This is a genomic window from Pseudomonas sp. NFPP07, assembly GCF_900115645.1.
Lineage (GTDB): Bacteria > Pseudomonadota > Gammaproteobacteria > Pseudomonadales > Pseudomonadaceae > Aquipseudomonas > Aquipseudomonas chlororaphis.
In genome coordinates this window covers 396,782-408,237 of sequence record NZ_FOXG01000002.1, presented here as the reverse complement: position 1 = coordinate 408,237, position 11,456 = coordinate 396,782, and the positions used below count along the sequence as shown (strand labels likewise).

10 protein-coding genes are annotated in these 11,456 nt (G+C 64.5%); 6 read left to right on the top strand and 4 right to left on the bottom strand.

The genetic code is table 11. The features are described from left to right. Positions 1-38: 38 nt before the first annotated feature. Entirely contained in the window at positions 39-1,283 is a 1,245-nt protein-coding gene (locus tag BM019_RS06920) for an EAL domain-containing response regulator (RefSeq protein WP_092417905.1), read from the top strand. A 7-nt stretch (positions 1,284-1,290) separates the two neighbouring features. On the opposite strand, the gene BM019_RS06915 is transcribed toward BM019_RS06920, so the two are convergent. Further along, on the bottom strand, positions 1,291-1,953 hold the full coding sequence (locus BM019_RS06915) for a response regulator (protein ID WP_007923029.1): 663 nt from the start codon (positions 1,951-1,953) through the stop codon (positions 1,291-1,293). A 475-nt stretch (positions 1,954-2,428) separates the two neighbouring features. Between BM019_RS06915 and BM019_RS06910 the strand changes: the two genes are divergently transcribed. Further along, on the top strand, positions 2,429-2,713 hold the full coding sequence (locus tag BM019_RS06910) for a DUF3509 domain-containing protein (protein ID WP_037004520.1): 285 nt from the start codon (positions 2,429-2,431) through the stop codon (positions 2,711-2,713). Positions 2,714-2,880: 167 nt separating this feature from the next. Here the strand turns inward: BM019_RS06910 and BM019_RS06905 are convergent, their stop codons facing one another. Continuing rightward, entirely contained in the window at positions 2,881-3,723 is an 843-nt protein-coding gene (locus BM019_RS06905) for a TIGR02285 family protein (RefSeq protein ID WP_092418012.1), read from the bottom strand. 94 nt (positions 3,724-3,817) lie between these two features. Next, positions 3,818-5,017 carry a CaiB/BaiF CoA transferase family protein gene (locus tag BM019_RS06900; RefSeq protein WP_092417904.1) on the bottom strand — a complete coding sequence of 400 codons (1,200 nt, stop codon included), beginning with the start codon at positions 5,015-5,017 and terminating at the stop codon, positions 3,818-3,820. Between the two features lie 149 nt (positions 5,018-5,166). Here BM019_RS06900 and BM019_RS06895 point away from each other — a divergent pair, with 149 nt between their 5' ends. From BM019_RS06895 to BM019_RS06885, 3 genes are all read left to right on the top strand, one after another. Beyond that, the gene (locus BM019_RS06895; protein WP_007923023.1) at positions 5,167-5,706 is read left to right on the top strand and encodes a YaeQ family protein; all 540 of its coding nucleotides are present in this window, start codon (positions 5,167-5,169) and stop codon (positions 5,704-5,706) included. A gap of 61 nt (positions 5,707-5,767) precedes the next feature. Further along, positions 5,768-7,477: a single-stranded-DNA-specific exonuclease RecJ gene (gene recJ, locus BM019_RS06890; protein WP_092417903.1), complete on the top strand. Its 1,710-nt coding sequence runs from the start codon at positions 5,768-5,770 to the stop codon at positions 7,475-7,477. A gap of 286 nt (positions 7,478-7,763) precedes the next feature. Then, positions 7,764-8,870, top strand: a complete 1,107-nt coding sequence (locus tag BM019_RS06885) for an NADH:flavin oxidoreductase/NADH oxidase (RefSeq protein WP_092417902.1) — start codon at positions 7,764-7,766, stop codon at positions 8,868-8,870. Positions 8,871-9,071: 201 nt separating this feature from the next. Here BM019_RS06885 and BM019_RS06880 read toward each other — a convergent pair whose 3' ends face one another. Continuing rightward, positions 9,072-10,691 (bottom strand): glucan biosynthesis protein D, encoded by a 1,620-nt coding sequence (locus BM019_RS06880; protein WP_009042334.1) that lies wholly within the window; start codon positions 10,689-10,691, stop codon positions 9,072-9,074. Between the two features lie 191 nt (positions 10,692-10,882). Between BM019_RS06880 and BM019_RS06875 the strand changes: the two genes are divergently transcribed. Then, positions 10,883-11,416: a GNAT family N-acetyltransferase gene (locus BM019_RS06875; protein ID WP_092417901.1), complete on the top strand. Its 534-nt coding sequence runs from the start codon at positions 10,883-10,885 to the stop codon at positions 11,414-11,416. Positions 11,417-11,456 lie beyond the last annotated feature (40 nt).

Below are 11,456 nucleotides of genomic sequence, written 5' to 3'. Positions count from 1 at the left end.
CGGATTCTCGCCGCTCTCGCCGTATCGGAGGTCGTTCCATGCACAGGTTGAAAGTGCTCGTTCTTGAAGACAATTCGTTCCAGTTGATGGCCCTGCACCAGATGCTCAACGCCAATGGCGTGTTCAACGTGTTGAATGCCGAAAGCGTTGCCGCCGCCCGGCAATCCCTGGACAGCAAGGGGCCGGTGGATATCGCCATCTGCGATCTGTACCTGGAGCAGGCCGACGGGCTGGAGCTGATTCGTTACCTGGCAGAGCAGCAACGGGCGAGGGCGCTGATCATTCTCAGCGACGCGCAAGCGGATGTCCGTGAAGGCGCCGCGGCCATGGCCCGGCAGCAGGGCCTGAATGTGCTGGGCTGTCTGCCCAAGCCGGCCTCGGTCACCCTGCTCAATGAACTGCTGGGCCTGTACCAGCAATGCTTCGAGCCGGGGCCGCAAGACTTGTCGCTGGCCCAGGTGCGCGAAACCCTGGCCCTGGATGTGTTCCAGCCGGAGGTGCCGACCGCCGAGGAAGGGCAGGCGGCGGTACTGCGCCATGGGGTCGCGCACTTCCAGCCGGTGGTCAGCCAGGACGGCGAGGTCCTGGGCGTCGAGGCGCTGGCGCGCTGGCAGCACCCGGAACACGGCTTGATGCTGCCCGCCGAGTTCCTGCCGGTGATCGAATTCGCCGGCCTGGAGGAAGCCTTCACCTGGCTCATGCTGGAGCAGGCCCTGCAACTGTCGGCCGGGGTGCGCCTGGTCATGGGCCGTTCGCTGGCGATCTCGGTGAATATCCCGGTGGGCATGCTGGAACTGCCGAACTTCGCGCGCCAGCTGGAAACCCTGCTGCGGCGTTTTGAAGTGCCGGCACGCCTGCTGACCCTGGAAATCGTCGAGACCACCGACCTGGAAACCGATATCGCCCATGTGGAGGCCCTGCTGCGCCTGCGCATGATCGGCTGCAAGCTGTCGATTGGCGACTTCGGCATCGGCGGCACCAGCCTGCAGCGCCTGTTGGAATTGCCGTTCACCGAGCTGAAGATCCCGCCGGCCTTCGTCTGCGGGCTGGCTGACGATGAGCGCAAGGCGGCCGTGGTGGCCGGCGCCATGAGCATGGCCCGGCGCATGTCGCTGGGCGTGGTGCTGGCGGGTATCGAGAGCGCCGCCGACTACCTGGCGGCCAAGAAGCTGGGGCAGGCGCGCCTGCAAGGCTGTTTCATCGCCGAGCCCATGAGCGCCGTCGCCGTGCGCCAGTGGATCGCCCGGCGCTTGCATGACGACCTCGACGAACAGGCCGGCTGAGCCGGGCTCAGGCGAGCCCGTGTTCCTGCACGTAGATGTACAGCGCCGCGGCGCTGGACAGGCCGAGCTTGCGCATGGCGCTGACCTTCTGGGTGCTGACGGTCTTTTTGCTGCGGCTGAGCTTCGCGGCGATTTCCCCGACCGTCAGCCCGGCCGCCAGCAGGCGGATGACTTCGAGCTCGCGGGGCGACAGCTGTTCCCCGGACAACAAGCGATCCGGCCCGACCTCGCCCGCCAGGCTGAGGAGCTGCTGGATGGCCTGGGCGACAAATACCTTGTCGCGGCGCACATGGCTGATCGCCGCCGGCAGCTCGTCGGCCAGGCTGGCCTTGCTCAGCAGGCCCGAGACGCCCAGGTCGAGAATCGAACGGAACAGCCCGGCATTGTTGAGCATGGTTACCACCACGATCGGCAGCTGGGGATGATGCCGGCGCAGTTGCTCGATCAGGCGCAGGCCATCGTTCTGCTGTTCGCCTGGCATCATGAAGTCGGTGACCAGTACGTCGCAGGGACAGCTTTGCAGCAGTTCGCCGAGGGCGGTCGGGGAGCTGGCTTCGCCGACGATCTCCAGGTTGTCGTCGCGCTCCAGGACGGCCCGCAGGCCGATGAGGAAAATCGGGTGATCGTCGGCCAGGACGATCCGCAGTTTTTTATTGGACGTTTGATTCAAGACTCGCTCCGCTGAGAAGGCAGCATTTCGGACAGGCCCTGCAACCGGGCAACCGTCATCGCTGCGCCGCCGGGCTTTGCCAACCGCTCGAGGAGAGGGCCCCCATGGCCACACCCCCACCTGCCAGAAAGACCTGCGCCAGGCCTGAAAGTCCGCCTCGGGAGCAGGTCGCGATGCCGGTCCGGATCGACCCTCGGCGCTATTCCTGCCAACAGGCGGTATTGCGCTACAAGAAAGTCGAGGCGCTGATCGATCAGCCGGCACCGTCGCGTTCGTTTCTGGTTTGAGTGCCGATTCTAGTCTGATCCGGGCTGTTTTTTATCTGTCATGTTTTGCGGGCATGCTGGATCGACTCAGGTCGGCAACCGCCAGCGGTTGCGAACTTTCTTCTCTGGGCGATGGTCACTTGAATGCCAGAAAGCTACCGGCATTCGTGTATTCGAGCCTTAATTCCAGCTATTGAGTGGTGATCGAGATGGAAAGTATCAGCCTATTGTTGGGTGAAGCTTTGAGCCCGTATCAGGTAACTCTGACCCCGCGCGCGCAGGGGGAATGCCTGGTGACCCTGAAGAATGCCTTGGGGGCCATCGTGGTCGAGCGCGAGTTCAGCCAGGCCCAGTTGACCGACAAGCGCCAGTTGACCGATGTCGTCGACGGTCTGCATCGCGACGTATTGATCGCCGAAGGTCGCCTGGAACCCTGTGTCATCGCGGCCTTGCGCAATGTGGCCCAAGAGAAGGCGTTCGACAGCGCACGCTGATTGGAAAATTTCGGGAACCTTCGCTTCAGCCCATCGGTCAGACCCTTGGCAACAGGATCGAGCATTGTGCTCCGGTGCTTGTCGCTTGTTGCACGGGTCTGGTTGCAGACCACGTTTAACCCCGAGTTGTCTCCCCACTGCTCGGGGTTTCTTTTTGCCCGGATTTTTTAGCGCTGCGGCGCGTCGTGGAAAAATGCCAGGGCATCGCTGCGGTATTGCTCGCGCAGCGACGGTTCCAGCCACTGGGCATAAAGCTTGAGCAAGGTGTCCGGGCGCAGTTCGAGCAGCGCCCGGTTGATGCGTTCCACCGCCTGCCGACCCTGCGGCGTATTCGAACAGCCGACGTTTACTGACTGATACCTGGGCATGCCCTGGATCGGGTAGAACGCCAGCTCGTTCGGGTCGATCCCTTGCTGTTGTGCCTGGAAGCGAATCTCCGGCTGGTAGCCGATCAGGGCTTTGAGGCGTCCGCGCCTTTGCATCTGCAGCAGGTTGCCGATGGCGCTGTTGCCGTAGTGGGCCATCAGGGCTCCGGGCGGCGCCTGTGCGAGCAGGCTGTCGATCGGCTCGCCATAACTGCGCTCGGCCACCACGCCAACGTTGTGCGGGGCGCTGGCCAGGAGTGCGCGCAAGTCGATCTGGCCATCGTGGATAAACGGCTGCAGGCTGTCACCGTCCTGGCGCCGCACCGCCAGGCCGTTGCTGAATACGCGAAAACTGGTGATGGAAAACGCGATCCACTGCGCCCGCTGCAGGTTGAACATCAGTGCCGGATCGCAAACGAAGGGTTGCTCCCGGAGCATCTGCATGCCACGGGCGCGGTTGACGTGCACGACCTGATGGTCGTACTCCGGCAGGCTGGCCATCAGCACAGGCAAGGCCTGATCGATCACCCCACGGCCTTTTTGCGGACCTTCGAAAATCGTCGTTGGCGGCAGGTCGCGCAACACCCAGATCAGCGTGTCCCGGGCCTGGCTGGCCGGTGACCAGGCGCCGAGCGCCAGCAGCATCGACAACAGGCGTATGCCACGAATCATTCGCCTGCTACGGCATGGGGTCATCAGGCTGCTGATCCTTGTCGGTAAAAGGCATCGTTTTTCAAAACTAGATCGCGCCGTTGTCACGCAGGCTTTTGATCTGCTGCTCGTCGTAGCCCAGGGCGCCCAGCACCTGGGCATTGTGCTCGCCGAGCGCGGGGCCGACCCATTCGGACGAGCCCGGGGTGTCCGAGAGTTTCGGCACGATGCCGGGCATCTTGAATGCCTTGCCGTCCGGCAGCTTGGCCTGGAGGAACATTTCCCGGGCGAGAAACTGCGGATCGCTGAACATGTCCTCGGCGCTGAAGATGCGGCTGGCGGGGACTTCTGCCTGGTTCAGCAATTCGAGCACGCGCTCCAGCGCCAGCGAGTTGACCCAGCGATCGATGACCCCATACAGCTCGTCGCGCCGGCTGTCGCGGCCGTCGTTGCTGGCCAGGGCCGGGTCGTTGGCCAGGTCGTCGCGGCCGATCACCTGCATGAAGCGCTTGAAGATCGCATCGCCGTTGGCGCCGATCTGCACATGCTTGCCATCGGCGCTGGTGTGAATCGAGGAGGGCGTGATGCCGGGCATGATGTTGCCGGTGCGTTCGCGGATGAAGCCGAAGACATCGAACTCCGGAACCATGCTTTCCATCATGGCGAAGATCGCTTCGTACAACGCCACGTCCACCACCTGGCCCTGGCCGCCGTTGACCTCACGGTGGCGCAGGGCCATCAGCGCGCCGATCACGCCCCACAGGGCGGCAATCGAGTCGCCGATGGAAATGCCGGTGCGCACCGGCGGACGGTCCTCGAAACCGGTGATGTAGCGCAGCCCGCCCATGGACTCGCCGACCGCGCCGAAACTGGGCTGGTCCTTCATCGGCCCGGTCTGGCCGAAGCCGGACAGGCGCACCATCACCAGCTTGGGATTGAGCGCATGCAGGGTGTCCCAGCCCAGGCCGAGTTTTTCCAGGACCCCGGGGCGAAAGTTCTCGATCAGGATGTCGGCCTCGGCCAACAGCTTCTTCAGCACCTCCAGGCCGTCCGGGTGCTTGAGGTTCAGGGTCAGGGACTTTTTGTTGCGCGCCTGGACGAACCACCACAGGGACGTGCCTTCATACAGCTTGCGCCACTTGCGCAGCGGGTCGCCGCCGTCCGGCGATTCGACCTTGACCACCTCGGCGCCGAATTCGGCGCAGATGCGCGAGGCGAACGGGCCGGCGATCAGGGTGCCGAGTTCGACGACTTTCAGGCCGGCAAGGGGTTTGGCGGTAAGCGGCATGGAAGATCCTTGTAGGACAAAGATTGGACGGTAGAGCGTTTTAACATAGCCCGGCGCTCCCTCGCCAAAGGATGATGGTGCGCGATTCGTGGATTGGCTCGTGCATCGGTTAGACTTGCCGCCTTTCCTCGTATCAAGAAGCCCCGTCCATGGCCCAGCCGTCTACCACCTACAAGTTTGAATTGAACCTGACTGACCTCGATCGCGGGGTGTACGAAAGCGTCAAGCAAACCATCGCCCGCCATCCGTCGGAAACCGAAGAGCGCATGACCGTGCGTCTGCTGGCCTACGCCCTTTGGTACAACGAACACCTGTCGTTCGGTCGTGGCCTGTCGGAAGTGGATGAGCCGGCGCTGTGGGAAAAAAGCCTGGACGACCGCGTGCTGCACTGGATCGAAGTCGGCCAGCCGGACGCCGAGCGCCTGACCTGGTGTTCGCGCCGTACCGAGCGCACCAGCCTGTTGGCCTACGGCAGCCTGCGCGTGTGGCAGACCCGCGTAGTGGACGCGGTGAAGAACCTGAAGAACCTCAATATCGCCGGCGTGCCCCAGGACGTCCTGGAAGTCCTGGCCAAGGACATGCCGCGCGTTATCAAGTGGGACGTGATGATCAGCGAAGGCACGATCTTCGTCACCGACGATCGCGGCCAGCACGAAGTCCAGCTGGAATGGCTGTTGGGCGAACGCTGAGTTCGCCACGCCGCGTTGTTTCGCCGTATCCCCCGTATCGAAGAGAAGCTTCTGTCACCCCATGCGTATCGAACCTCGTGAGTTGCCCGCCACCCTGCCGTTTCTCGGTGATCTGCCGCCGTTGCTGACCCGCCTGTACGCCGCCCGTGGCGTGCAGTCCGAGGCCGAGCTGGACAAGAGCCTGGCGCGGCTGATCCCGTTCCAGCAGCTCAAGGGCATCGAGGCGGCGGTGGACCTGCTGGTGACGGCGTTGGAGCAGCGCGAACGCATCCTGATCGTCGGCGACTTCGACGCCGACGGCGCCACCGCCAGTACCGTGGGCATGCTCGGCCTGCGCCTGCTGGGCGCGGCCCATGTCGATTACCTGGTGCCGAACCGTTTCGAATACGGCTACGGCCTGACTCCGGAAATCGTCGCGGTGGCCCTGGAGCGCAAGCCCCAGCTGCTGATCACCGTGGACAACGGCATTTCCAGTGTCGAGGGCGTGGCGGCGGCCAAGGCGGCCGGGTTGAAAGTGCTGGTCACCGACCACCACTTGCCGGGCCACGAGTTGCCGGCGGCCGATGCCATCGTCAACCCGAACCAGCCCGGCTGCGAGTTCCCCAGCAAGGCGCTGGCCGGGGTCGGGGTGATCTTCTATGTGCTGATGGCGCTGCGGGCCCGCCTGCGTAGCCTTGGCTGGTACGAAGCCAAGCCACAGCCGAACATCGGCGAGCTGCTGGATCTGGTGGCGCTGGGCAGCGTGGCCGACGTGGTGCCGCTGGACGCCAACAACCGCATCCTGGTGCACCAGGGGCTGGAGCGGATTCGCGCCGGGCGCGCGCGCCCGGGGATCAAGGCGATCCTCGAAGTGGCCAAGCGCGAGGCGTCGCGCATCACCTCCACCGACCTGGGCTTCATCCTTGGCCCACGGTTGAATGCCGCCGGTCGCCTGGACGATATGAGCCTGGGCATCGAATGCCTGCTCAGCCATGACATGGCCCTGGCGCGGGAAATGGCCAGCCAGCTGGACGAGTTGAACCAGGACCGCAAATCCATCGAGCAAGGCATGCAGCGCGAAGCCCTGGCCCAGCTCAAGGACTTGCCGGTGGAATCGATGCCGTTCGGCCTGTGCCTGTTCGAGCCCGACTGGCACCAGGGAGTGATCGGGATTCTCGCTTCGCGGCTGAAGGAGCGTTACCACCGGCCGACCATCGCTTTTGCCGACGCCGGCGAAGGCATGCTCAAGGGTTCGGCGCGTTCGGTGCCGGGCTTTCATATCCGCGATGCCCTGGACGCGGTGGCGGCCAAACATCCGGACCTGATCAGCAAGTTCGGCGGTCACGCCATGGCCGCTGGCCTGTCGCTGCCGGAGCAGAATTTCCCGGCCTTCGCCGAGGCCTTCGATGCCGAGGTGCGCCGCCAGCTGCGCGAGGAAGACCTGACCGGGCGCCTGCTGTCGGACGGCACCCTGGCGGTGGAAGAGTTCCACCTCGAACTGGCCCGCGCCCTGCGCCATGCCGGGCCCTGGGGCCAGCACTTTCCCGAGCCGTTGTTCCATGGCGTGTTCCAGCTGGTGGAGCAGCGCGTGGTCGGCGAGCGCCACCTCAAGGTGGTCCTGCGCAGCGAATGCGGCTCGGTGAAGCTCGACGGCATCGCCTTCGGCATCGACCGCGATATCTGGCCGAACCCGACCATCCGCTGGGTGGAGCTGGCCTACAAGCTGGATCTCAATGAGTTCCGTGGCCAGGAAACGGTGCAACTGATGATCGCCCATATCGAACCGCGTTAAGGCTGCTGGCGCTATCGCGAGCAAGCTCGCTCCTACAGGGATTGTGTTGCTTCTGCAGGAGCGAGCGTGCTCGCGAAAGAACGCCAGGCCACCGTTACCTTCCTCGGCAAAATGTGTCGGAACCCTGCTGGTCGCGCCGTTGTCGACTAGGCTCTAAACACTGCTTGATTGGCCTTGTGACGTTTTGTCCTTTTTCTCCCGCGGGGGCGGGCGCTGTTCCTTTCCAGTCACTCGTCGACTTTTCAAACAGAACCCTGGAGCCTGACCACTGATCGAGAGGTGCCCCATGAGTCTGCTGCTTGAGCCCTATACCCTTCGTCAACTGACCTTACTCAACCGCATCGCGGTATCGCCCATGTGCCAGTACTCCAGCGTAGATGGACTGGCCAATGACTGGCACCTGGTGCACCTCGGCAGTCGTGCCGTGGGCGGCGCCGGACTGATTTTCACCGAGGCCACGGCGGTCACCGCCGACGGGCGCATCACCGCCCAGGACCTCGGCCTGTGGAGCGACGAACAGATCGCACCCTTGCAACGCATCACCCGGTTCATCACCGCCCAGGGCGCGGTCGCCGGTATCCAGCTGGCCCACGCCGGACGCAAGGCCAGCACCCATCGGCCATGGCTGGGCAAGCATGGCAGCGTCAAGCCCGAGGAGGGCGGCTGGGTCCCGGTTGGCCCTTCGCCGATTGCCTTCGACCCGCAACATACGCCGCCGACCCAGCTCGACGAAGGACAGATCGCCGCGATCGTCCAGGCCTTCGTCGATTCGGCCAAACGCGCCCTGGTCGCCGGTTTCAAGGTGGTCGAAGTGCATGCCGCCCATGGCTACCTGCTGCATCAATTCCTCTCGCCCCTGAGCAATCAGCGCCGCGACCAGTACGGTGGCTCCTTCGATAACCGCATTCGCCTGGTCCTGCAGGTGTGTGAGGCGGTGCGGGCGGTCTGGCCGGAAGAGTTGCCGCTGTTCGTCCGGGTGTCGGCCACCGACTGGGTGGAGGACGGCTGGAATCCGGACGAAACCGTCGAGCTGGCCTGCCGCCTGAAAGCACTGGGGGTGGACCTGATCGATGTCTCGTCGGGCGGTACCGCGGTCAATGCCGAAATCCCCACCGGCCCGGGCTACCAGACCCGCTTCGCCGAACGGGTGCGCAAGGAGTCGGGGATCGCCACCGGTACCGTGGGCATGATCACCGAGCCGGCCCAGGCCGAGCATATTCTGCGCACCTGTCAGGCCGACATCATCTTCCTCGCCCGCGAGCTGTTGCGCGACCCGTACTGGCCGCTGCATGCCGACGACGACCTGAGCGGGCACAAGGCGATCTGGCCGGCGCAGTACCAGCGCGCGACCCATCGCGACCAACCGATTCACGAGTCGGATCTGCGCGAGTGAGCCGCGCGTAGGCATAAAAAAACCGGCCTGTGAGGGCCGGTTTTTTTGTGCCGTGGCGTACAGCCGCGAGCTGTAGCCGCTGCCGCAGGCTGCGATCGACCGGGAACCGGTCGCAAATCAGGCGACGCGGATCGACTGAAGAGCCTGGGTCCGCTGCGCGGCCCATCGCAGCCTACGGCAGCGGCTACAGATGGTGCTGCATCAGCTGTACTTGCGCTTGTCCGGCGCCGGCGGGAAGTACTGGTACAGCCAGGTTTCGCTCAGGGTGCGATCGTTGCTGCGGATGAACAGCCGCAGTTCCACCGGGTCGACGCTGTCGTTGGTCGGGTACCAGTCGAAGAGCACGCGATAACCCTGGATCTCGTCCAGCTTCAGCACGTGGAAATCCTTGACCTGACCATTCGACGCGGTGACCACCGGCTCGATGCCGGTGCCCTCCGGCAGCCGCTCCAGCCCGCCGCCGTTGAAGTCCACGGCGAAGCGCCGGGCCCAGACCGGCGGATAATGCTCGCCCGGCGCCCAACCCTCGACGAAGCCGCCCATGCCCGAACGGGTGGCGTTGACCCGCGCCAGCGGCGTGCCCACCGGTGGCAGGGCGCTCCAGTACAGCTTGTAGCCGTAGTTCAGCGAATCCCCGGCGGCCAGCGGTGTTTTCGGGGTCCAGAAGGCCACGATGTTGTCCAGGGTCTCGCCGGTGGTGGGGATCTCCAGCAGGTCGACCGAGCCTTCGCCCCAGGCGGTGGTCGGCTCGACCCACAGGCTCGGGCGCCGGCTGTACCAGTCCACGGTGTCCTGGTAGTTGGCGAACTCATGGTCGGTCTGCACCAGGCCGAAACCCTTCGGGTCCTTGTCGGCGAAGGCGTTGAACTGCAGGGTTGCCGGGTTGTTCAGCGGACGGCAGATCCACTCGCCGTTGCCGCGCCACATGGCCAGGCGGTCCGAGTCGTGGATCTGCGGATGGATGGTGTCGCACATGCGCCGCTCATGGGTGCCGCAGCTGAACATGCTGGTCATCGGCGCGATGCCCAGCTGTTCGATAGCGGTGCGGGCGTTGACGTGCGCATCGACGTCCATCACCACGCGCTCGGCCTGGCAGTCGATGTCGAAGCGGTAGGCGCCGGTGGCGCTGGGCGAATCGAGCAGGGCATAGACCACGAAACGGGTGCTGTCCTTGTCCGGGGTCTCGAACCAGAACTGGGTGAAGTCGGGGAATTCTTCGCGCTTCTTGGCGTAGGTGTCGATCGCCAGGCCACGGGCCGAGAGGCCGTACTGGCCGGTCTTGTCCACCGCGCGGAAATAGCTGGCGCCGAGGAAGGACACCACATCGTGCCTGTCCAGCTCCGGGGCCTTGAACAGCTTGAAGCCGGCAAAACCCAGGTCGCCCTTGAGCTGCGCGGTGTCGACGCTGGTGTTCTGGTAGTTGAACAGCGACGGGCGGAAATGCACTTCCCGCGCCTGCCGGGTCTTGGCGTCGACGCTGTGCATGCGCACCGGCTGCTTGAAGCCCATGCCGACATGGAAGAACTGCACGTCCAGCTGGCCGTTCAGCTCCTTCCACAGCGAGTGGTTGCCGTCGTACCGGATCGCGTTGAAGTTCTGCGGGGTCATGGTCGCCAGGGTCGGCGGCAGTACCTGCTTGGTGTCCACGTAGGGCTTGCCGGCCAACTGCTTGGCCCGGGCCTTGAGAATCTCGAAATCGAAAGCCTGCGCCTCGCCGTCGGCGGCGCCCGCCCAGGCCCGGGAGGCCAGCAGACCCGTGGCCGACAGGCCGGTGTAGGCGGCCAGCGCCATGGATGCTTTCAGAAGATGCCTGCGATGCATAAGTGAACCTTGTCAGGAGATCCCCAGCCCTTCCTGGCTGCGCTGGATCGGAAATGGAGGTTCGGTCATGCCTTCGGCCAAACACAACGGACTTTTAACAGCGGGCGGATAGAATAATCGGTTCGCTCGAGGCAAAAAATGCCCGGCGTGTACCGATACGTAAAACCACGGACGGCTTCAGGAAAACCCACATGCTCAATGAACGCCTTTTGACCTCGCAAGACATCCCGCTGTTCAAACTGATTGACCGTGCAGAGCTGATCGAGGCGTTCTACCGCCTGCAGGACGGGCAACTGCTGGGTTATCCCCAGCGCGAGGTGGTGACCGGCTGGCCGCCCGGCGAAGCCGAGCATGACGCGCGGGTCTTGCAGGCGTGTGAACAGCGCGGCGGCTGGCTGTATGGGGTGTTCGACGAACACCGGCTGGTGGCCGCGGCGGTGGTCGATTGCCTGGTGATCCACAACGCCGGCCTGCGGTTGCGGCAGCTGAAGTTCCTGCATGTCAGCCAGGCGTATCGCGGGCGCGGCCTGGGCCAACGGTTGTTCGGCCTGGCCGCCGAGCAGGCACGGCGCATGGGCGGCGAGGGGCTGTATGTCTCGGCCACGCCGTCGCGCAACACCGTGGATTTCTACCGCCGCCTGGGCTGCGAGCTGTTGGCGGCCCCCGATCCAGAGCTGTATCGCCTGGAGCCCGAGGATATTCATCTGTACCTCAGGCTGGCCTGATCTTCAGCGGGTTTTGCGCCAGGCCGGCCAGGCGAGGAGG

Coding starts and splice junctions, on each gene's coding strand:
- BM019_RS06905 (WP_092418012.1), bottom strand. CDS start 3,723: ATGCTGCTGGCGCTCGGCGCCTGGTCACCGGCCAGCCAGGCCCGGGAC.
- BM019_RS06910 (WP_037004520.1), top strand. CDS start 2,429: ATGGAAAGTATCAGCCTATTGTTGGGTGAAGCTTTGAGCCCGTATCAG.
- BM019_RS06920 (WP_092417905.1), top strand. CDS start 39: ATGCACAGGTTGAAAGTGCTCGTTCTTGAAGACAATTCGTTCCAGTTG.
- BM019_RS06875 (WP_092417901.1), top strand. CDS start 10,883: ATGCTCAATGAACGCCTTTTGACCTCGCAAGACATCCCGCTGTTCAAA.
- BM019_RS06880 (WP_009042334.1), bottom strand. CDS start 10,691: ATGCATCGCAGGCATCTTCTGAAAGCATCCATGGCGCTGGCCGCCTAC.
- BM019_RS06900 (WP_092417904.1), bottom strand. CDS start 5,017: ATGCCGCTTACCGCCAAACCCCTTGCCGGCCTGAAAGTCGTCGAACTC.
- BM019_RS06895 (WP_007923023.1), top strand. CDS start 5,167: ATGGCCCAGCCGTCTACCACCTACAAGTTTGAATTGAACCTGACTGAC.
- BM019_RS06885 (WP_092417902.1), top strand. CDS start 7,764: ATGAGTCTGCTGCTTGAGCCCTATACCCTTCGTCAACTGACCTTACTC.
- recJ (WP_092417903.1), top strand. CDS start 5,768: ATGCGTATCGAACCTCGTGAGTTGCCCGCCACCCTGCCGTTTCTCGGT.